18 protein-coding genes are annotated in these 20288 nt (G+C 74.3%); 9 read left to right on the top strand and 9 right to left on the bottom strand.

Annotated features, from left to right (window positions below; translation table 11 throughout):
- Positions 1–16: 16 nt before the first annotated feature.
- The gene (locus tag RBH18_RS03940; protein ID WP_306204501.1) at positions 17–1489 is read left to right on the top strand and encodes an amidohydrolase; all 1473 of its coding nucleotides are present in this window, start codon (positions 17–19) and stop codon (positions 1487–1489) included.
- Positions 1486–2250, top strand: coding sequence for a sulfite exporter TauE/SafE family protein (locus RBH18_RS03935; RefSeq protein ID WP_306204500.1), 765 nt, complete (start codon positions 1486–1488; stop codon positions 2248–2250). The genes RBH18_RS03940 and RBH18_RS03935 overlap by 4 nt, the downstream gene beginning before the upstream one ends.
- Positions 2251–2254: 4 nt before the next feature.
- On the opposite strand, the gene RBH18_RS03930 is transcribed toward RBH18_RS03935, so the two are convergent.
- On the bottom strand, positions 2255–2533 hold the full coding sequence (locus RBH18_RS03930) for a helix-turn-helix transcriptional regulator (RefSeq protein WP_306204499.1): 279 nt from the start codon (positions 2531–2533) through the stop codon (positions 2255–2257).
- Between the two features lie 190 nt (positions 2534–2723).
- Here RBH18_RS03930 and RBH18_RS03925 point away from each other — a divergent pair, with 190 nt between their 5' ends.
- Both RBH18_RS03925 and RBH18_RS03920 read left to right on the top strand, forming a co-directional pair.
- Entirely contained in the window at positions 2724–3425 is a 702-nt protein-coding gene (locus RBH18_RS03925) for a Crp/Fnr family transcriptional regulator (protein ID WP_306204498.1), read from the top strand.
- Positions 3426–3572: 147 nt separating this feature from the next.
- A complete protein-coding gene (locus RBH18_RS03920) occupies positions 3573–4685 on the top strand; it encodes a helix-turn-helix transcriptional regulator (protein ID WP_306204497.1) in 1113 nt (370 codons plus the stop codon).
- A gap of 184 nt (positions 4686–4869) precedes the next feature.
- Here the strand turns inward: RBH18_RS03920 and RBH18_RS03915 are convergent, their stop codons facing one another.
- From RBH18_RS03915 to RBH18_RS03885, 7 genes are all read right to left on the bottom strand, one after another.
- Entirely contained in the window at positions 4870–5508 is a 639-nt protein-coding gene (locus RBH18_RS03915) for an isochorismatase family protein (RefSeq protein ID WP_306204496.1), read from the bottom strand.
- Between the two features lie 34 nt (positions 5509–5542).
- Positions 5543–6310: a 2,3-dihydro-2,3-dihydroxybenzoate dehydrogenase gene (locus RBH18_RS03910; RefSeq protein WP_306204495.1), complete on the bottom strand. Its 768-nt coding sequence runs from the start codon at positions 6308–6310 to the stop codon at positions 5543–5545.
- 281 nt (positions 6311–6591) lie between these two features.
- Positions 6592–7908 (bottom strand): FAD-dependent monooxygenase, encoded by a 1317-nt coding sequence (locus tag RBH18_RS03905; protein WP_306204494.1) that lies wholly within the window; start codon positions 7906–7908, stop codon positions 6592–6594.
- Positions 7909–7919: 11 nt separating this feature from the next.
- Positions 7920–9350, bottom strand: coding sequence for a phenylacetate--CoA ligase family protein (locus RBH18_RS03900; RefSeq protein ID WP_306204493.1), 1431 nt, complete (start codon positions 9348–9350; stop codon positions 7920–7922).
- Positions 9347–10240 carry an amidohydrolase family protein gene (locus RBH18_RS03895; protein WP_306204492.1) on the bottom strand — a complete coding sequence of 298 codons (894 nt, stop codon included), beginning with the start codon at positions 10238–10240 and terminating at the stop codon, positions 9347–9349. The genes RBH18_RS03900 and RBH18_RS03895 overlap by 4 nt, the downstream gene beginning before the upstream one ends.
- Positions 10237–11364 carry a 3-dehydroquinate synthase II gene (locus RBH18_RS03890; protein ID WP_306204491.1) on the bottom strand — a complete coding sequence of 376 codons (1128 nt, stop codon included), beginning with the start codon at positions 11362–11364 and terminating at the stop codon, positions 10237–10239. The genes RBH18_RS03895 and RBH18_RS03890 overlap by 4 nt, the downstream gene beginning before the upstream one ends.
- Positions 11361–12158 carry a beta/alpha barrel domain-containing protein gene (locus tag RBH18_RS03885; RefSeq protein WP_306204490.1) on the bottom strand — a complete coding sequence of 266 codons (798 nt, stop codon included), beginning with the start codon at positions 12156–12158 and terminating at the stop codon, positions 11361–11363. Before RBH18_RS03885 ends, RBH18_RS03890 begins: the two co-directional genes overlap by 4 nt.
- A 123-nt stretch (positions 12159–12281) precedes the next feature.
- Between RBH18_RS03885 and RBH18_RS03880 the strand changes: the two genes are divergently transcribed.
- The 5 genes from RBH18_RS03880 to RBH18_RS03860 all read left to right on the top strand — a co-directional run bounded on the left by RBH18_RS03880 (position 12282) and on the right by RBH18_RS03860 (position 19833).
- Positions 12282–14096, top strand: coding sequence for an anthranilate synthase family protein (locus RBH18_RS03880; RefSeq protein WP_306204489.1), 1815 nt, complete (start codon positions 12282–12284; stop codon positions 14094–14096).
- A 173-nt stretch (positions 14097–14269) separates the two neighbouring features.
- Entirely contained in the window at positions 14270–17062 is a 2793-nt protein-coding gene (locus RBH18_RS03875) for a LuxR family transcriptional regulator (protein ID WP_306204488.1), read from the top strand.
- Positions 17063–17145: 83 nt separating this feature from the next.
- The gene (locus RBH18_RS03870) at positions 17146–18654 is read left to right on the top strand and encodes an FAD-dependent monooxygenase (RefSeq protein ID WP_306204487.1); all 1509 of its coding nucleotides are present in this window, start codon (positions 17146–17148) and stop codon (positions 18652–18654) included.
- A gap of 76 nt (positions 18655–18730) precedes the next feature.
- Positions 18731–19324 (top strand): hypothetical protein, encoded by a 594-nt coding sequence (locus RBH18_RS03865; protein ID WP_306204486.1) that lies wholly within the window; start codon positions 18731–18733, stop codon positions 19322–19324.
- 62 nt (positions 19325–19386) lie between these two features.
- A complete protein-coding gene (locus tag RBH18_RS03860; protein ID WP_306204484.1) occupies positions 19387–19833 on the top strand; it encodes a hypothetical protein in 447 nt (148 codons plus the stop codon).
- 37 nt (positions 19834–19870) lie between these two features.
- Here the strand turns inward: RBH18_RS03860 and RBH18_RS03855 are convergent, their stop codons facing one another.
- Positions 19871–20272: an NUDIX hydrolase gene (locus RBH18_RS03855; protein ID WP_306204483.1), complete on the bottom strand. Its 402-nt coding sequence runs from the start codon at positions 20270–20272 to the stop codon at positions 19871–19873.
- Positions 20273–20288 lie beyond the last annotated feature (16 nt).

Below are 20288 nucleotides of genomic sequence, written 5' to 3'. Positions count from 1 at the left end.
GCTCATCACGGGCCGGGTGCGGACCCAAGACCCGGACCAGCCGGTTGCCTCGGCGGTCGCCGTCGCCGGCTCCCGCATCGTGGGGGTCGGTGACCTTTCCTCGGTACGACGTGAGGTCCCGGCCGGCACGCCTGTGCTGGACCTTCCCCACGTGGCCCCCGGTTTCGTGGACAGCCACGTGCACGTGCTCTGGGCCGGCCGGGCGGCGGCACGGCTCGATCTGCCCTCGGCTTCCGGGGTGCTCGCCGCGGTGGCCGGCTTCGCCGCGGCACACCCGGAGCGGGAGTGGATCGAGGCCGACTTCCACGGCGAGGGGCGGCTGCCGTCCGCGGCGGAGCTCGAGGCCGCCGCCCCGGGCGTCGGCGTGGTGATCGACATCAAGGGGCACGACGCGCAGGTCAGCGAGACGGCGCTGCGCCGGGCGGGCATCGGGGCGGACACTCCCGACCCTCCGGGCGGCCGCATCGAGCGGGAGGCGGACGGGACAGCCACCGGGCTGCTCGTGGAACACCCCGCCGTGGCGCTGGTGCGGGCGGTCATGCCCGAGGCCACGGTGGCCGACCGCGCCTCGTGGATCGCGGCGGCGCAGGACGAACTGCTGCGGCACGGGATCACGACGGCGGTGGATCCGGCGGTGGACGGGGGCGGGCTGGTCGCGTACTCGGAACTGGCCTCGGCCGGAAAGCTGAAGGCGCGGATCGTGGCCATGCCGCACGGCGTCGCGTCCCCCACGCTTGGGGAGTCCGACCGGCTGCGTCTCGGGCCCACCAAGATCTTTCTGGACGGTGGCGGGTCGCTGGGGACGGCGCTGCTGTCCACGCCGTGGCCCGGCACGGACGGCTATCACGGCAACCAGACGGTGTCGCGGGACGACCTGGTGGCGGCCGTGCGGTCGGCACCGCGCGGGGTGGGCGTGCACGCGGTCGGCGACGCGGCGATCGACCTGGTGCTGGATGTTCTCTCCGAGGTGCGGCCGCAGGCGCCCTGTCATCTGATCCACGCGTATCTCGGGCCGTCGGCGGCGGCAATGGAGAAGGCGCGGGCGCTGGGTGTGGCGGTGTCGGCCCATCCGGCGCTGCAATGGGACTTCGGGGCGGGGCTGATCCGGCGGCTGGGTGTCGCGCGGGCGGCCGAGGCGAACCCGCTGCGCTCCTGGCTGGACGCGGGCGTGCTCGTGGGCGGCGGCTCGGACGCGCCCGGGCCGCCGGTGTCGGTGCTGCACGGCATGTGGCAGGCGCGGACCCGTAGGGTGCGCGGTGTGGATCAACCTCTCGGGCCGGGGCAGGCGGTGAGCGCTCTTGAGGCGTTCGACCTGTTCACCCTCGGGGCGGCCGCCGTGGCGGGGTTCGGTTCGACCGGGCGGATCCGGGTAGGCGATCCCGCGGACATCGTGGGACTGTCCGTGGACCCCCTTTCAGACATTTCTGATTTATACGACGGTCGCGTGCTGGCGACGATCGTGGACGGCAACGTGGAGTATTCAGCGTGAGCATCTGGGAAGCGCTCGCCCTGCTCGGGGCGGGCCTGGCGGCGGGCGGCATCAACGCGATCGCGGGCGGCGGGTCACTGATCTCGTTCCCGATCCTGGTCGGCATCGGGCTGCCGGGCGTCGCGGCGAACGTCACGAACGCGCTGTCGGTCGCCCCCGGCTACTTCGCCAGCGCCCTGAGCAGCCGGCCCGAGCTGACCGGCCAGCGCCCGCGGATCCTGCGCATCATCCCGACCGTGGTCGCCGGCACCCTGGGCGGCAGCGCGCTGCTCCTGCTCACGCCGCGCGAGGCGTTCGACTACGTGGTGCCGTTCCTGGTGCTGGGCGCGACGGCGATGATGGCCTTCCAGACCAAGCTGCGCGGGCTCACCGGACATCCGGAGCGGCACACGCCACGCAAGGCGGCGCTCCTGCTGCACCTGACGGTCTTCCTGTGCGGCCTGTACGGCGGGTACTTCAACGCCGCCCTGGGCGTCCTCCTGATCGCCGGGCTGTCCCTGGTCCTCGACGAGAGCATCAAGCGCATCGGCGCGCTCAAGAACGTCCTGTCCGCCGTGGTCGGCTCGACCACGGTCCTGATCTACAGCATCTTCGGCCCGGTCAACTGGGCCGCCGTCGCCGTTCTCGTCCCGGCCACCGTCGTGGGCGGCGTCTTGGGCGCCCGCCTGGCCCGCCGCCTGCCCGCGGCCCTCCTCCGCCGTCTGATCATCGGCTTCGGCGCCGTGGTCGGCGTCGTCCTGCTGGTCGAAGCCTTCTCCTGAGCCGTCACCCGGAGGGCGGCCGCTTGGCGCGGCGCGCCGACCCGGAGGCCTTGCCCTGGCCGGGCTCCTTGACCCCGCTGCGGCGCGGCTTGGGGCCGTCCGCGAGCTCGGGACGGCACGCGAGGATCCACCTCTCGACATCCTCGCGACGCCAGAGACGGCCCATGGCGAGCACGTCGAAGGGCGCCGGGAAGCTGTCCAGGGCGATCAGCTGCTGAACGCGCTGCCTGCTCAGCCCGAGCCGCTTCGCGATCTCCTGCGCGCCCATGAGATGCCGTGTCACCCATCGAAAATAGGCAGAGGTCAACTAGTCACTCCACAAGAGTGAGGGGCCTCACCACCGGGCGGCCCCCGCCGGCCCGGCTCGCGGGCCCGCGGGCCGGCCGATGGCACGCGCTGTCCGTTGCCGTCGATCCCCCGGCGTGATTACCTGGCGGGGCCGTGCCGCCGGACCTCACCGCTGGAGCTGCTCCATGCCGGACGATCCCGCCCGCCCCGGCGGCCCGTGGGCGGCCGCGACCTTCCTGGGCGGACTCGCCGCCGGCACCGCGACGGAGCTGCTCGCCATGGGAGTGCGCCGCCAGTACGCCTCCGGCACGGTCATGCTGCGCGAGGGCGCGGTCGCGGCGCACGCCGTCCTGCTGCTGACCGGCTTCGCCAAGGTGACCACGGCCGTCGAGGGGCTCGCCACGCTGCTCGGCATCCGGCTGCCCGGCGAGGTGATCGGCGAGATCGGCGTGCTCACCGGCGAACCGCGCAACGCGACGGTCACCGCGTGCGGGCGGGTCGGTGCGGTGCTCGTGCCCCGCGCCGACTTCGAGGCCTTCCTGCGCCGCCGCCCGGAGGCCGCGACCTCGGTGACCGCCGCCGTGGTCCGCCAGCTGCGCTGGGCCAACCGCCGGCGGAGCGACTTCGCGGCGTTCCCCGCGCACCTGCGGCTGGCGCGGGTGCTGACCGAGATCGCGGAGGTGTGCGGCAGGGAACGCCCCGACGGCAGCATCGAGATCACCGTGCCGCTGAGCCAGCCCGAGCTCGCCACGATGATCGCCATCGCCCAGGCGACCATGCACAAGGCCGTCGGCGAGCTGCGCGAACGCAACCTCGTCGCGACGGGATACCGCCGGGTGGTGATCCTGGATCCCGCGGCCCTGCGCCGGCTGGGCGACGCGCGATGACCCTGCCCGCGCGCCCGGACATTCCCGTCGGCAACCCGACTTCCTCCCCGGATCTCCTACTTCTGGCCGGTCTCCCCCGCCGCCTCGCCCCACCATCGGTCGTGTCGATCGGCCCACCGCCGGGCCGCGCCAGCCGAGGGAGGACCGATGGCCACGCGCCTGGACACACCGCGGGGACGCCTCACCGGACGCGACCGTGAGCTCCGCCTCGCCTGGGCGGCACTCGACGACGCCCGCGCCGGGCAACTCTCGGTGCTCCTCCTGACCGGCCCCGGAGGCAGCGGGCGCTCCCGGATGCTGCGGGAGACGGCCGCCGCGGCCCGCGACCGGGGACACGAAGTCGTCGCGGAGGTGCCCGACCGCCCCGCCGCGGGATCCACGCTCGTCGTCTGCAGCGACCACCCGCACCGCATCGCCGCGGCGGACTGGGACGGGCTCGATCGGCTCGCGGACTCCGTACCCGTGCTCGTGGTCCTCACCGCCCGCACCGGCCACGACCCGGTGCCGCTCGACCGCCTCGCCTCCCCGCGCGTGCGGCGGGTGACACTCTCGCCGCTCGGCCCGGCCGCGGCGACCGCCCTGACCGCCGGCCTGCTCGGCGCCGAGCCCGGACGCGACCTCGCCGACCTGCTGCGCGTCGCCGCGGGCCGGCCGCGGGTGCTCCACGACCTGATCACCGGACTCCAGGAGGAGGGCCTGCTGCGCGGCGGCCGGCCCGGAACGCCGGTCACGCTGACCGCGGTGCGGCTTCCCGCCCGTACGGCCGGGTGGGTCCAGGAACAGCTCGCCGCCCTCTCCCCGCAGGCCCGCCACCTGGCGCACGCCGCGACGACGCTACGGGCGGCGTTCCCGCTGGTGCAGCTCACCCGCCTGCTCGCCGTCCCGCCGCTGCACGTGGTGCCGGCCGTGGCCGAACTGCTCGACTCGGGGCTGCTGGCCGGCGACGGGGAGCTGCTGACCTTCACCCACGATCTGGTACGCCGGGCCGTGTCGGCCGATCTGCCGCGCCCGGTGGCGGCCGCGCTGGCGGGGGCGCCGGGGTGGGCCGCGCCGGCGGGGGCGCCGGGGTGGGCGGCGCTGAGCCCGCGCGAACGGGAGATCGCCCTGCTGGCCGGGCAGGGCCTCACGAACCAGCAGATCGCCACGCGGGTCGGCCGCACCACGCACACGGTCAACTTCCACCTGCGCCAGATCTTCCCCAAGCTCGGCGTGGCGTCGCGCGTGGAACTGGCCGCCCTGATCCGCGACACCCACCCCTGATCTTGCGCGTGCCCTTCCTCCCGCCCGCGCGCTTCGCCGTCCGGCTGTCCGCGTCCCCTTCCCTTCCCTTGTGTGCGCGTCCCTTGTATGCGCGCTTCGTCAGCCGGCTGTGCGCGAGTCCTTTCCTTTGTGCGCGCGTTCCGGCAGCCGGCTGTGCGGGAGTCCTTCCTCTGTGCGCGTTTCGTCAGTTGGCTTCTGCGCGTTCGTGCATCAGGTCCGCGGTCAACGCCGCCGTCGACGCCGTGACAGCGCAGCTGCTCGCCGCCCACCGCAGCGCCCGCAGGTGATCGGCCCGGCTGAAACCGGCCAGCGCGTCGCCGGCCAGAAACGGCTGCACGTCCCGCACGAACGCATCCGCCGCCGTCGCAACACACCCGATGTGCGCGAACACCCCGCACACCACGAGCTGATCGCGCTCCCCCAGCCGCTCCGCCAGATCGGTACGCGCAAACGCGCTGTATCGAAACCGCGTGATTACACACTCGCCCGCCGCCGGCGCCACCGCGTCGAGCACGGCCCGGTCCTCGGCCGCGCCACTCATCCCCGGCCCCCAGAAATCGTGCAGCAATCCCCGCTCGTCCCGGCTCATGTCCCCCGGCTGAGCGGTGTAGATCACCGGCACCCCCGCCGCCCGCGCCGCGCGCAACAGCCGCTGCACGTTCGCGATCAGCTCCACGGTCGGCGACCGCCCCGCCGGCAGGAACCGCACGAAGTAGCGCTGCATGTCATGCACGAGCAGCACCGCCCGCCGCGCCTCCAACCGCCATCCCACCACCGGTTCCGGGATCTCCCGCGCCCCCGGCATCGCGTACTCCCCGATCACAGGTACGCCCACAGCCCGCCATCCCCTCGCATCGTCAAACTCCCAGTGACGCCCCGCCGTCGACGGTGAGCGTGTGCATCGTGATGTGCCGCGCCCGCTCCGACACGAGAAACGCCACCGCCGCGGCCACGTCCTCGGGCTCGGCGATCCGGCCCAGCGGAATGCCCAGCTTGAAAAGCCCGGGACTCCCCGCGACAACGCCGGCCGCCCCGGTCACCGGGTCGTCCCACAGGCCCCGCTGCATGGCCGTGTCGGTGGATCCCGGCGAGACCACGTTGCACCTGATCCCGTACGGCGCCAGCTCCACCCCGAGACAACGGGTGAAGTGGGCAGCCGCCGCCTTGGCCGCCGCGTACGCCGCCATGTGCGCCCGAGGAACCGAGGCCGAGTTGGAGGCCACGGTCACCACGGCGCCCCGCCTCCTGGCCACCATGCGCCGCGCCACCTCCCGGCTGACCCGGAAGACCCCTGCCGCGTCCACATCGAACACGTCGTCCCAGTCCTCGTCACTGGTGTCCACCACCGGCCCGGTACGCAGCACCCCCGCCACGTTGACCAGCACATCGATCGCCCCGACCTCCGACTCGACCCGCGCAACGACATCCCGGACAGCCGCCCCGTCGCGAACGTCCAGAACGAACATGCGCGTTCTGCTCGTTCGCACAATCGCCGGCTCCCGGTCGGTGGCCGCAACGGTGTACCCGTCCGCCACCAGCGCCCGCACCACCGCAGCCCCGATCCCCCGCCCCGCCCCCGTCACCAACGCGATCCCTCCGCCTGCCACCCGACCACCACCAGTCATCGGCGCGCCCTCTGCGCCCGCCGCCCGCCCGCCGCCAGTCATCGCCGCACCCCTCCCGCCCGCCGCCCGCACGCCACCGACCCTCGGCACAAACCCCTCGCCTGACACCCGCCGCCGGCACACACTCCTCGCCTGCCGCCCGCGCCGTACCCGGCGTCGGCGCATCCTCCGCGCCTGCCGCGCGTGCGCTGCCCGGGTCGGCCATCGGCGCGGCTTCTCCGCGGGCCGTCCGCCTCCGCCCGTACCGGAGAAGGGCTCACGACCGTGCTGCGCCGCCGGGATCATCGGGACATCACCGCCGCCGCGCCGGGGGCGTACAGCCAGTCGAGCTCCGCCGTCCCCGCAGCGAGCCGGGCGTCACGCTCCCGCTGCGCCGGCCCGTCCGGCAGGTGGTGATCCACGGCACCGGCCGCGGCCATGGCAGCGACCCGGGCCGCCCGCGGCATGCGCGAACGCTCATACCGCGCAAGTCCGTTCCGCCACCCGGACGCTGTGGCGGGCATCCGCCCACGGTCGTCGCGCAGACAGGCGACGAGAGCAACCGCGTCCTCGATGCCCTGCGCGGCACCCTGAGCCAGAAACGGCAGCATCGGCTGAGCAGCGTCCCCGACCAGCACGACCGGCCCCGAGAACCGCGACTTCGGAGCCGGCCGCATCGCCAGCCCGTGCAGCTCGACCCGACCCGCCACGGCCATCAACGCGCGCAGCACCGGATCCCACCCGCCGAACTCCGCCAGCATCTCCGCCGCGACGACCTCCCGCCCGGCCCGGGGCGGCACCGGCGCCGGCACCACGGCCACGAGATTCAGCGCCCGCCCGCCGTCGATGGGATACACCACGCAATGCCGCCCGGGCCCGAGCCACACCCGCACCTCGGCCGTCCCCTGCCCACCGATCGCGAAGCGCTCCCCCTGGGCACCGAGCCCCGCACGCCCCCGCCGGGTCCCCGGGATCCCGGAGGCCCCCCACCCGACCCTGCCGGCAGGGATCACACACCGGTAGACAGCCCACCCGCTGTGCCCCACGGGCGCGGGATCCACGCCGTCCCGAACCGTCGACCGCAACCCGTCGGCACCGACAATCAAGTCCCCCGTCCACAAGGAGCCGTCGCTCAACCGCGCGAAGCCCTCCGCGCAGGACCATGGGCGGCCGCCCGAGCCGCGCTGACCGCCCGCATCGCGGTCAGTGCCCGGGCCGGCTGAGCCGGGGACGCCCACGCCGGTGCAGCGCACCCCGAAGCGCACCGCCCGCGGCCCCTGCACGCGCTGCACCTCGGCCAGCAGCGCACGGCACAGGGTCGCCCGGCGCACGGTCAGATACGGCGACCGGTAGATGTCCAGGGGCACCCGGCCCAGCACCCGGCCGTCCCGCCACCGCATCAGCTTGCGCCCGGCCGGGTGGACCACGTCCGCTGGCGGCAGCGTCACACCGAGCCGCTCGAGCTCCGCGGTGGCATTGGGCGAGAGTTGAATGCCGCCGCCGGAAGTGGGCAGTTCGTTCGCACGTTCGATCACGTCGCACGCGAACCCGGCCCGGCCGAGAGCGAGCGCGGTGGTGAGGCCGGCGATCCCGGCGCCCGCCACAAGGATGCGAGTCACGACAATCCTCCTCAGTAGTAGCGCAGCGCCTTGTCCCAGTCCTCGCCGGGCCCGAACAGCCCCCGCGGCTTCAACACATCCGGCGCGGAGGTGAGCAGGCTCGCCGGAACCAGCGAACCCGGCGCCAACGGATCCACCACCACCTCGACACCGAGCGCCTCGCGCAGCGACGCATCCAGTGCGCGCACCGCGGCCCCCCGGAACCGGTCCGCCACCTCGATCTGCACCCGAAGCCGGACCCCGCCGCCCGGACCACGGACCCTGCCGCCGGGACCACGGACCCCGCCGCCCGGACCACGAGTCCCGCCGCCCGCACCACCAGCCGCGTCAGCGACCGCCACGCCGGACGAGCCCCGGGCCGACTCCACACGCGCACGCCAGAACATGACCCCGTACTCCCGCGGCAACCGGAAAACCCGCTCCTCCACGTCGATCTGGCCGAACCCCGGCTCGTCCCGGCCGGAGCTCGCGCCCCGGCCGAGCACCCGCACCACCGGCAACGCCCATCCGCACGGACACGCGTCCCCGTCGCTCACGTCCACCTCGTCCGCGATGGCATACCGCAGCAGCGGCATCGCATCCCGGTACAGCGGCGTCACGACAAGCTGCCCCCGCCCCATCGGCGTGACGCGTCCCGTCCGCGGGTCGTGCACCTCGAAGATTGCGCGGTCCGCCCACAGGTGCAGCCGCCCGTGCGGACACTCGCCGGCGAGGCTGCCGGTCTCGGTGGCGCCGTACTCCTCGACCACCGGGGCCTGCCAGATCTCCTCGATGCGCGTTCTGCGCGCCGTACTGAGCGTTTCGCCACCCACGAACAAGGCGCGCAGTCCCGCGAAGTCCCGGTCCGGCCGGTACCCGGCATGACCGGCCGCGGCGGCCCACAACAGCGCGTCGGTCGGCAGCGACCAGGTGAGCGACACGCGCAGGTCGTGCACCAGCCGGACCACCTTCGCGTACGGGGTGGCAAGCGACCGGTTGTCCGCGGGAACCACCGTCGCACCCGCAGCCCGGGCGGCCGCGTGCGCGAGATGCCCCGTGATCATGAGCGCGTACGGCGTCCGCACCAGGAGCGTGTCGTCCGCCCCGATGCCGACGTGCTTACGGGCGTACCGTTCGGTCAGATCGAGCCAGTCCTCGGCGGTGTAGTACGAGGCGGTCGGAGTCCCGCTGCTCCCGCTGGACTCGTGATAGGTCGCCAGCTCCCGCCGATCGACGGCCAGCATCCCGAAGGGATACGCCGCCCGCAGATCCGCCTTCGTCGTGAGCGGACACGCATTCAGCTCCGCGCGGTTCGCCGGCACGCCGTCGCCCCGGGCCCGGTAGAACGGCGACCGCCCGGCCGCCGCGAGCACCCGGGGCAACGCCGCATCCTGCAAGGCCGCCAGCTCGTCGGCGTTCCGCCAGTCGCCCAGCCGCGGGCGCCAGGACATGACAGTACTCATTCTTGTTCTCCCCTCACTTCCGCGCCGACGCATCCGGGGAACTCCCTGCGACTCAACCGCGGCGCAATTCGCTTGCCTGCCGGGACGACGGGCCCCGGCCGAGCATCGGGATCTTCACCGAGCAGCCGGCAGGCGTTGCCCCACATCACCTGCCGCCGGGTGTCCGGGGACAGCCGGAGCGCCGCCACTTTGGCCAGCTCCACGGCGGGGTCCTGCAGCGGGTACTCCGTGCCGAACAGCACCCGTCCGGCACCGAGCCGGTCGACGGCGGCACGGGCCGTCACGGTGAGGCAGCCGGAGAGCTCGGCCAGGACGTTCGGTTCGTCAGCCAGGTCCTCGAGTCCGGACACGTCGATCCCGGTGTGACCGCAGTGCCCCCAGACGAAGGCGACCTGCCGGAATCTGCGGGCCAGCGCCGCGAGATCCGACGGGCGGACCCCCGGCCGGGCGAGCGTGACCGTGTAGACCGGGTGTCCGGCGGCCCCGGCAATGGTGACCAGTTCGGCCACCTCCCGGGAGTCGTATCGGAACCCGTGCACGGCCGGCGAGATCTCCAGCCCTCGGAACTGCGCGACCACCCGCCGGTACGCGCGGACGTCCCGCACCGGATCGGCGAAGTAGAACGGCACGAGACGCCCTCCCGCGCGATCGCACACGTCGAGCGTCGCGGCATTGTTCGCTTGCGCGTCCGCCCGGCCGCCGTCGTTGATCTGGCGGGACAGCTGCCGCAGGGGAACCACCCCACCGGCGGACACCGCCGCACGCGTGATCCCGTGGTTGTCCAGGACGGACAGCAGAGCATGCTCGTCTCCCGCCCACCGGACGTGGAAGTCGAACACCCCACGACCGGGCGGGTGGGTACGGGCGGCGGGCGGTTCCGGCGAACTCATTGTTCGTAGCAGAGTTCGTCGATGGGGTAGCCGACGTGGCGCTCGCGGCCGGGGAGGTGACCGAGGACCTGGTCGCCCGGCTTGAGATCGGTGGAGTTGCGCACCGTGCCGCCGGGACCCAGGACTCGGACGTGCCAGTCGTCCTGCACGATGAGAGTGGCCCGCTCGCCGGTGGGGGCGGTGGCGTGGATGGCCAGCAGCGGGCGGGTCTCGATCTTGACGCGGCCGACCGTGACGCGCCGGGTGCGGCCGTCGGCGGAGACCGCCAGGACCGTGCCGCCGGCCGTCAGTTCGCTCAGGTAGCGGGTGTGCTCCTGGTCCGCCAGCGTGTACGACATGACGGCGCCCGCGTTCACCCGGAACGGGCGGGTCGGCATGTAGGGCAGCGGGTGCGTCTCGCTCACGCAGAGCATCAGGGCGCGGGAGCGTGATCCGACCAGGATGCCCTCGTCCGGCCGGAGCCACGTGCACGTGTCGATGCAGGCGCGCTCGCCCGTACCGGCGTGGGCGACCGCGTCGACGGTGAGGGTGACCAGCTCGATGTCCGGCGAGTGGTCCCGCACGACGGCGGCCAGGCGGGTGGCGTCGCCGGGTTCGCGCGGGGCGAGCAGGACGCCGTCGGGGCCGTGTTCGAGCACGCTCAAGTGGACACGCGCGTCCTGCACGTCGCGCACAGCCGTGATGATCGTGCCCGGGGCGCCGTCGGCGGCGGCGAGCACGATCTCCATCGGGATGTTCGTCGGGTCGCGGAAGCTGAGCAGCGTGCACTCGTCCTGGCGGACGGCGCGGCAGGCGGCTTCGAGCGTGGCGGGGTCGACGACGTCGTGGCGGGTGCCGAAGCGTACGCCGGGATGGCCGGCCGCCTCGTGCAACCGGTCGGGTGTGACCAGCACCAGGTCGACGGCGCCGAGCTCGGCGGGGACCGGGCCGGCCGGCGCGAGGACCCGGGTGACCGTCGGCGGCAGGCCCTCCAGGCCGGCGGGATCCTCGGCGAGCACGGCGTCGAAGCACTGGTGGATCGCCTCCGTCCGGGCCGCGTCGAGCCAATGGCCGGCATCGCGCAGATCCAGCCAGCACTGCCGGGTCCCGCGGGCGGAAGCGTGGTAAGCAGTGGAGACAGTCATCCGACAAGCACCCCCGGGGCATGCGACGAAGAGGAGAGAAGGGCAGTGAGCCGCCGCACCATCGCGCCGGGGTCGGGAGCGGTGAAGACGAGCCGCCCGGCCGCGATCCCGCCGGCCCCCGCGCCGACGGCCACGGCGAGCCGGTCGAAGCTGTCGCCGTCCACCGCGCCCCCGGCGGCGAGCACAGGCACCGGGCACCCGCCCACCACCCGCGCCGCAGCGGCCGGCGACGACGGAAGTGCCGTCTTCACGAGATCCGCGCCGAGTTCCGTGGCGACGGCGAGGGCGTGGGCCAGCCGCCCGGGATCCGAGCCCGCCGAGCCGGCATACGAAGCGGCCGGCCGGACGTACATCATGGCGAGCAGGGGAATCCCCCACCGCGAGCAGTCCGCGGCGACCTCGGCCAGATGCCCGACCTGCCGGTCCTCGGTCGCCGAGCCGATGTTGACGTGCACGCTCACGGCGGTGGCGCCCAGGCTGAGCGCCTCGGGAACAGTCGCGACCGGGTACTTCGCGTCGGGGTCCGGGGCGAGCGCGGTGCTGGCGTTGAGGTGCAGCACCAGTGACATGCGGCGGAAACGGGCGGGATCCACGCGGCGCAGGGCGCCCTTGTGCAGGATCACCGCGTCGGTGCCGGCGGCGTCCAGCTGGGCGAGCAGGCCGTCGAGGTCGGGGCGGGCGAGCGGCCCGCTGCCGACGGCGTGGTCGAGCGGCACGACGAGCAGGCCGGGGCCGTCCCGGCGGGACAGCCGGCGCAGCCGCAGCCGCCGGGCGAACGGGATGGTGTCGTCCATGGGAGCGCCTTTCGTCGGACGCGGAGTGACGGTCTGCGTCCGACGCTAGGGACGGGCGCGGCGGCCCGGTACTACTCGTTCCGGTAGGTACCGGACGGCCGCCCGGCGCGCGACTCTGCTGTCATGACGAACGCGTTCGCCCTGCTGCGGAGGGCACCGGACCGGGTCGAGCTGCTGGCGTGCGAGCCCACGGACGCCCCCGGCGACCGGGAGACGCTGACCCTGCTGCCGTACCGGAACGCCGCCGGGGAGGGCGGGAAAGCGACGGTGCTGGCGGTGACCGGACGCGAGGAGATGACGGTCGCCGAGGCAATGCGCCGGCTGCCCGAGGCGCTGCCGCCGCTGCGGGTGCAGGGCTTCGACCGCAGCGACGCCGAGTACGAGTCCATCGTGCGCGACGTGATCGACGGCAACATCGCGCGCGGCGACGGATCCAACTTCGTGGTGCGCCGGACCCTCCGGGCGCGGTACGACGGGTGGTCGCCCGACGCGGCGCGCGCGTTGTTCCGCCGGTTCCTGCCGGCCGAGCGGGGCGCGTACTGGACGTTCGTGGTGCACGCCGGCGGCCGTACCGTCGCGGGCATGTCACCCGAGTGTCACGTGCGCCTGCGGGGCGGCCGGGCGATGATGAATCCGATCAGCGGCACCTGGCGTCTTCCTCCGGCCGGCGCGGATCCCGGCGGCCTCGAACGGTTCCTGGCCGACGGCAAGGAGACCGGCGAGCTGCTCATGGTGCTCGACGAGGAGCTCAAGATGATGGCCCGCGTGTGCGACCGCGGCCTGCCCCGGGTCGAGGGTCCCCGGCTGCGGATGATGTCCCGGCTCGTGCACACCGAGTACGTGATCTCCGGTCCCACCAGCCGCACGCCGGCCGAGGTGCTGCGCCTCACGATGCCGGCCCCGACGGTGACGGGCAGCCCGGTCGCGCGCGCCTGCGAGGTGATCGCCGCGCACGAGGGCACCGACCGCGGGGTCTACGGCGGCGTCCTGGCCCTGAGCAGCCACGGCGAGCTGGACTCGGTCCTGCTGATCCGCACGGCGGAGATCACCGCGGACGGGCGGGTGACGGCCGGCGTGGGCGCGACGCTGGTCCGGGGCTCCGACCCGCGCGCCGAGGCCCGCGAGACCCACGCCAAGGCCGCCGCGCTCCTGGCGGCCCTGCGCGGCGACCCCATTCCCGCGGCACCGAACCCGCACCCCCCGATCACTGCCGCCGTACGCCGTCAGCTGCGCGACCGCAACGCCGGCCTCTCCCGCTTCTGGCTCCACGGGCCGGACGCGACGGGACCCGATCCCCGCCTCGCGGGCCGGCGTCTGGTGATCGTGGACGCCGGCGACGACTTCACCCGGATGCTCGCGCGGATGGCGGGGACGCTCGGCGCCAACGTGCAGGTGCGGAGCTGGCGTGACGGCGTGGCGCCGGAGGCCGACGTCGTGCTGCTCGGCCCGGGACCCGGCGACCCGCTCGACCGGCGGGATCCCCGGGTCGACCGGTTGCACAGCATCGCGCGGTCGCTGCTCGCCGCCCGTACGCCGCTCGTAGCGGTCTGCCTTGGTCATCAGGTCCTCGCTGCGCAACTCGGCTTGCGTATCACCCGTAAGAGTGAACCTGCTCAGGGCGTCCGTGCCGATGTCACGCTCGGCGGACGGCGTTACTCGGTGGGCTTCTACAACTCGTACGCCGCCGTCAGCGCCGGCGACATTCTGGACAGTCCGCTGGTCAGGTGTCCCGTACGGGTGGTGCGGGATCCGGCATCGGGCACCGTGCACGCGCTCGCCGGTCCCGGGATCCGTTCCGCGCAGTTCCACGTGGAGTCGGTGCTCACCGAAGACGGCCCCGGCCTGCTCAGGGGCATGCTGGCGGGCGCCTTGACGGACAGGACGGCCGGCGGCCCGGCGGCCCGATCCGGCGAGGATGCACGTCTGACCATGCGGTGATACAAAAATCATCCGGCCCGTAACCCGCTCCGGAAAGCGCAGCGGAACCGTCCGAACGGGTCTTCAGTGGATCTCCGGAAACGGACAGAATCGCCCCGTAACGCCGAGAACCGGCAAGCCCGCACAACCACAGCAACGCAGGGCACATCGATGCACCGGAACAACCGCACATTTTGGAGCCGGTCCTGAGCGAGCACACTTTCGGCCGCGACGGGGAGCTCGCCGCTCTCCGGGGCGCCCTCGCCGACACCGCGGCGGGCGCCGGTGGGTGCCTGGTGCTGCGGGGCCAGGCGGGGGTCGGCAAGTCGCACCTGCTGCGCGCCACCGTGACGCTGGCCGGGGGCCTCGACGTGGCGGTCGCGCACCGCGAGGCGTTCAAGCTCGACCTCGCCGCGCCCCTGGTCACCCTGGCCGGGGCGCTGCGCGCGTGCACCCAGGAGGCGCCCGAGTTCGGCTGGCTGTTCGAGGGCCCCCGCGGCGAGGAGCCGTTCCGGACCATCGACCGGCTGCGCACCGCGCTGGAGGACTTCGCCGCGCGGCAGCCGCTGCTGGTCGTGATCGACGACGCGCAGTGGATGGACGAGCTGAGCGCGCTGGCCGTACGCGAGCTGGTCCCCGCCCTTGCCTCCGCCCCCGTGTGCTGGCTGCTGGCCGGGCGCCCGGACGGCGGCAGCACCCCGGGCATGCAGACCCTCGACTGGCTCGCCGCGCACCACGCCACCAGCATCGACGTCCCGATCCTGGACGAGGATGCCGTCGCCGGGCTCAGCGCCGCCGTGCTGGGCGCCGACGTGGACAACACCGTGCTCGCGCTGGCCGGCAGCTGCGGCGGCATCCCGCTGCGCGTCACCCAGCTGATGCGGGCCCTGCGCGCCAGCCACCAGGTGCTCATGCAGGCCGGGCGCGCCACGGTGACCGGCGACGAACTGCCGTCCAGCTTCATGGACACCGTCGAGAACGTACTGACCAGCCTGTCGGAGGACGCGCAGTGGCTGGTCCGCGCCACCTCGGTGCTGGACCGCCCGTTCGGCATGGCCGCGGCGGCCCGGCTCACCGGCCGCCCGGGCCCGGCCCTGTTCTCCCCGCTACGCGAGGCGCTCGGCGACTTCCTCACCGACGGCACCGGGCTGACGTTCACCCACGACCTGGTGCGCCAGGCCGTGCGCAACAACCTTCCCCATGCCGTACGCGAACAGCTGCACCGCACCGCCGCCGAGATCGCCCGCGACGAGGGCCGCCCCGCCCTCGAAGTGGCCGAGCACCTGCTGCGCAGCGGTCACGACGGCACCGGCGAGGCCGTGACGATGCTCAGCACCGCCGCCCGGGAGGTCGCCGTGGCCGCCCCGGCCACCGCCGCCGACCTCATGGTGCACGCCCTCGACACCCTCGGCGCCCATGATCCGAAGCGGACGCCGCTGGTCGCCGAGGCCGTCGGGCTGCTCGCCTCGGCCGCCCGCCTCGACAAGGCCCGCGAGCTGGGCGAACAAGCCCTCGCCGCTGGCCTGGACGCCGAGACGGAGGCGAAGCTGCTGCTCGGGCTCGCCGAGGCGTTCAAGCACGCGGGACACAACGAGACCGCCGAGGCGTACGCCGACCGCGCTCTGGCCCTCGAGGCGGTCACCACCGGGACCCGCGCCCGGCTGCACGCCATCCGCGCCCACGCCCGCGTCTACACCGACGATCTCGCCGGGGCCGACGCCGACGGCACGGCCTCCGACGAGCTGGGCCGCGAGGGCGGCGAGTTCGGGGCGGCGGTGTTCGGCCTGACCGCCCGCAGCCTGGCCGCGCAGGCCCAGGGCCGGATGGCCGACGCCTTGGCGCACGCGGCGACCGCGACCCGGCTGGCCGACCAGGCCCGCGGGCACGCCCGCCACCGCCACCCGCGCATCTGGCTGGCCAGCGCGCAGACGACCCTCGACGACTTCACCGGCGCCGAGCAGACCCTGCTGCGCGGCAGCACCGACGCCGACGCGCTGGGCACGGCCTGGGACAAGCCGCTGTGGCACTACTACCGCACCGCGCTGCTGGCCGCCCGGGGCAGGCTCGACGAGGCCGCCGCGGAAGCCGACGCGGGCGTGGACACCGCCGAGCGGCTCACCGCGATCCAGCTGGCCGTGCCGCTGCTCGGGGCCCTGTCGCGGATCTCGGTGCTGCGCGGCGATCTCGTGGCCGCCAACGCCCAGCTCACCCGGATGCGCGCGTTCATCGCCTCGGGCATCACGGCCGCGCCCGAGGACGTGGTCTGGTCCGAGGCCGTCTACCTGCACGCCACCGCCGACGACGAGGCGGCGTACGGGCTGCTGACCGGCCTGTACGAAGCCCTGCCGCACCGCCTCGCCCTGCTCGTGCTGGAGCCCGGCGCCGCCGCGACGCTGGCCGGGGTCGCGCTCGCCGCCGGGGATCCCGCCCGGGCGGCCGCGGTGTCCGAGGCGGCGGCCGAGCTGTCCCGGCGCAACCCCGGCTCCCGCTCGGCCGCCGGCGCGGCGGCGCACGCGGCCGGGCTGGTGCTCGGCGACACCGCGCGGCTGCGGCAGGCCGTCGACGAGTTCCGGCACGCCGGCCGCCCCCTGGCCGTGGCCGCGGCCCTGGCGGATGCGGCCGCCGCCGGGCAGGGCCGCGAGGACCGGGCCGTGCTGGAGAGCTGGTACGACGAGTCGCTGAGCATCGTCACCGACTGCGGCGCCGACGGGGCGCGCCGGCAGCTCGAGGAGCGTCTCGGCGCGTGGCGCGTGACGCCGCCCGACGGCAAGGCGGTCCCCCCGCGGCTGCTGCCCGAGCTGTCCCCGGCCGAGGAGCGCGTCGCCCTGCTGGTGGCCGACGGGCTGACCAACAGCCAGGTGGCCGCCGAGCTCTACCTGTCCCGGCACACTGTGGACAGTCACCTGCGCAAGATCTTCGTCAAGCTGGAGATCAAGCGCCGCGTCGAGCTGGCCGCGCGGGTGGCCGCCCGGCGGCATCCACCGTAGAACCCCGTGGACACGTGATAGCCGCACGCCCGGATCCGCCCCAGCATGGCCCTGTCAGGCCGTCCGGGGGAAGGAATCCCATCATGACCACGCTGCGCACGCCCGTCCTCATCGTCGGGGCCGGCGTCGCCGGTTCGGTGCTCGCACTGGAACTGGCCCACCACGGCGTGCGGAGTACGGTCGTCGAGCGCTCGGCGAAGCCCCCGCATCAACCCGGCCTCGCCCTGGTCAGCGGGCGCAGCATGGAGTTGCTGCGCCGCCTCGGGCTCACCGGCTGGATCCGCGGGCACGGGCTCGACCCCGACTCCCCCGCCGACGTGATCTGGACGCGGCGCCTCGACCAGCCGCCCGTGCACGTGTCGCAGATGCCCTCGGCCAACGAGCTGCGCCGCGCGTACGCCGGGAGCACCGACGGCACGCCGCCCGTCGAGCCGTACTCGCTGCTGCCGGCCGAGCTGCTGATCGCCGGGCTGCGCGAGGCGGTCCGCGGCAGCGAGCTGGTCGACCTGCGGGAGGGCTGGACGTTCGCCGACCTGCGCCCCGAGCCCACCGGCACGGTCGCCACGCTGCTCGAGGCGGGCACGGGCACCCGGCACGTGGTGCAGGCCGGCTTCCTCGCCGGGTGCGACGGCGCGCAGAGCACCGTACGCCGCTGCCTGGGCGTGCCGATGGAGCATCTGACGCCGCCCGTGCACCACTGCACCGTGTGGTTCCGGAGCGCGGACGTCGCCCGTACGACGGCGCATCCCTGCACGGTGATCGCGGGCGACGTCACCCTCACCTGGCACCACGACCGGCAGCTGTGGATCGGGCACCTGCCGCTGTCGGCCGAGGAGGCCGCCCTGCCCGACCCGGCCGTGCTGCTGGCCCGCCTGGGCATCCGCGCCGGGACCGCCGAGGTGCTCGGGGTCGCCCAGTCGGAGGAGGCGCTGCGCGTCGCGGCGGCGTACCGGCAGGGCACGGTGTATCTGGCGGGTGAATCGGCGCACCGGTTCCATCCCGCCGGGGACACCGTGGACACGTGCGTGGGCGACGCGGTGGACCTGGGCTGGAAGCTGGCCGCGACCGTACGCGGCTGGGGCGGCCCGGCGCTGCTGGCCAGCTACGAGGACGAGCGCCGCCGCCGCGCGCTGATCGACCGCGAGCTGGTGGCCCGGGCGCTGGAGACCCGGCACCGCTTCGGACGGCTGGCCGCGGCGGGCGCCTCGACCGAGGTCCTGGCCGGGGTGCTCAGCCAGGAGGCGCCCCAGGTGGACGTCGCCGGCACGGCCGAGGCGGGGGCCCGGCTGCCCGCCGTCCGGCTGCCCGGCGGGGCCAACCTCTTCGACCGGCTGGGTCCGCAGCTCACGCTGGTGGACCTGACCGAGGAGCGGACGGGCGAGCCGATGGTCGCCGCCGCCGGCAAGCGCGGGATCCCGATGACCCACCTGACGCTCGAGGACGCGACCGTGCGCGCGAACCTGCTCAGCCGCCTGGTGCTCGTGCGCCCGGACCAGCAGGTGGCGTGGGGCGGCGACCACGCGCCGGCCGACTGGGACCGCGTCCTGGACGCCGTGACCGGTCGTGTCCGCCAGGACCACGTGAACGCGTGATGCGGCCGGCGCCCCCGGCCGGTCACTCTCGAATCGCCTCCAGCCGACGTGAAAGGGACACACCGCGATGTCGTCGATGATCACAATGGACCTGCAGCACACCGTCATCGGTGACTGGCACGCCCGGCTGTCCGCCAACCGGTCGCCGCGCCGCAACCACTGGCACACCAAGATCGTCTACTTCCAGGCGGTCGCCGAGCTCCTCGCCGCCCGCCCCGGCGCCCCGCTCACCTGGAAGAGCGTCGTCGGCGCGGCCCGCCCCTACGGCTGCCGCAGCACCTTCTACGAGGTCGCCGGCGCCCACGCCCGGCACCGCATGGTCGACGACCTGATCGCCGCCGGCAGCCCGGACGCCATCCAGCTCGCCCTGCGCTACCTGCGCACCGACCCCGTCGAGCAGCTCATCGACGAGACCAAGGTCTGGTCCTACTGGCCGTACCGCACCCGCCTGCTCGACCGCCTGACCGGCGCGAACCTGACCCCCGAGCAGCAGGAAAACGAACTGGCCGACAGCGTCCGCACCTGGGCCCGCCGCCACGAGGCCCTCGCCGCCGCCGTCAACCACAGCCCGCCCGCCTGCGCCGTCGAAGACCTGACCGTCCTGCACCAGGGCCGCCTCGCCGCCCTGCGCGCCGCCGGCAAACTCTCCGAGATCCTCCGCGGCGCCTGACCCGGGACCGCCACGACGCCGGGCGCGGCTTGGTCGTGGCGCCGGCCGGTCATCATGGGTACGTGACCCGCACGTACCGCCACTGGCCATGGATCGTCGTCAACGCCGCCATCCTGCTCGGGGTGGCGGCGTTGATGGTGACCCTGGTCGTGCGGGCCGTGCGCGCCCCCGGCTTCGAGCTCGTCGTCACCACGACGCTCGCCGAGGTGCTGCTGGCCGTCATCGCGCTGCTGCTGGTCCGCAGCCGGCGCATCCGCACCGAGATCGACGACACGGCCGTCACCCAGCACTGGGTGACGCGCAGCTTCCGGATCCCCTTCGACGAGATCACCGCGGTCGAGGTCACCCCGGAGTGGGGTCGCTGGTTCCTCCGCATCCGCTGCGGCGAGCGCACCTACGAGGTCATCCCCTGCCACAACATCATGTTCTCGATCCGTCCCGCCAATCGGCCGCCCCGCGCCCTGTCCGCCGTGCTCGACGATCTCGAACTCCGCCTCGCCGCCCGCTGACCGGGGTTCGCGGTGTCACGCCGCGCGTCCCGCACGGTCAGAGGCGGCCGGCGCGGAGGAGGGGCAGGAGGTGGTCGGTGAGGAGGGGAGCCAGTTCGAGGTCGCCCGGGGCGAGGAGGTCGACCCAGCGGGCCTCCTCGAGCTCGGCCAGCGGCACGACCGCGGTGGGCGACGGCGCCGTGTAGACGTCGGCGTCGATCAGGAAGCCGGTCTCGTTGGCGGCCCGGGCGGTGAAGCGGCCGACGTGGGTCAGGTCGGCCGGGCTGACGCCGAGGTCCAGCTCCTCCTCGAGCTCGCGGACGAGGGCCTCGGCGGGGGCCTCACCGGCTTCGAGCTTGCCGCCGGGCTGCATGAAGGCGGTGGTGCCGCGCTTGCGGACGAGCAGCCATCGGCCCTGCGGGTCACGGATCACGGCGGCGACGATGCGCAGGGTGGGCACCCGGCGATCATAATCA

This window comes from Actinoplanes oryzae (assembly GCF_030757795.1).
Lineage (GTDB): Bacteria > Actinomycetota > Actinomycetes > Mycobacteriales > Micromonosporaceae > Actinoplanes.
Note: the sequence above shows the minus strand (reverse complement) of the source record. Positions and strands in the feature narration are given on the sequence as shown.

Bases quoted from the DNA above. Each gene is read 5' to 3' on its own strand.
- RBH18_RS03890 (WP_306204491.1), bottom strand. From the start codon at position 11,364: ATGACTGTCTCCACTGCTTACCACGCTTCCGCCCGCGGGACCCGGCAG.
- RBH18_RS03900 (WP_306204493.1), bottom strand. From the start codon at position 9,350: ATGAGTACTGTCATGTCCTGGCGCCCGCGGCTGGGCGACTGGCGGAAC.
- RBH18_RS03870 (WP_306204487.1), top strand. From the start codon at position 17,146: ATGACCACGCTGCGCACGCCCGTCCTCATCGTCGGGGCCGGCGTCGCC.
- RBH18_RS03865 (WP_306204486.1), top strand. From the start codon at position 18,731: ATGATCACAATGGACCTGCAGCACACCGTCATCGGTGACTGGCACGCC.
- RBH18_RS03920 (WP_306204497.1), top strand. From the start codon at position 3,573: ATGGCCACGCGCCTGGACACACCGCGGGGACGCCTCACCGGACGCGAC.
- RBH18_RS03880 (WP_306204489.1), top strand. From the start codon at position 12,282: ATGACGAACGCGTTCGCCCTGCTGCGGAGGGCACCGGACCGGGTCGAG.
- RBH18_RS03925 (WP_306204498.1), top strand. From the start codon at position 2,724: ATGCCGGACGATCCCGCCCGCCCCGGCGGCCCGTGGGCGGCCGCGACC.
- RBH18_RS03885 (WP_306204490.1), bottom strand. From the start codon at position 12,158: ATGGACGACACCATCCCGTTCGCCCGGCGGCTGCGGCTGCGCCGGCTG.
- RBH18_RS03910 (WP_306204495.1), bottom strand. From the start codon at position 6,310: ATGACTGGTGGTGGTCGGGTGGCAGGCGGAGGGATCGCGTTGGTGACG.
- RBH18_RS03895 (WP_306204492.1), bottom strand. From the start codon at position 10,240: ATGAGTTCGCCGGAACCGCCCGCCGCCCGTACCCACCCGCCCGGTCGT.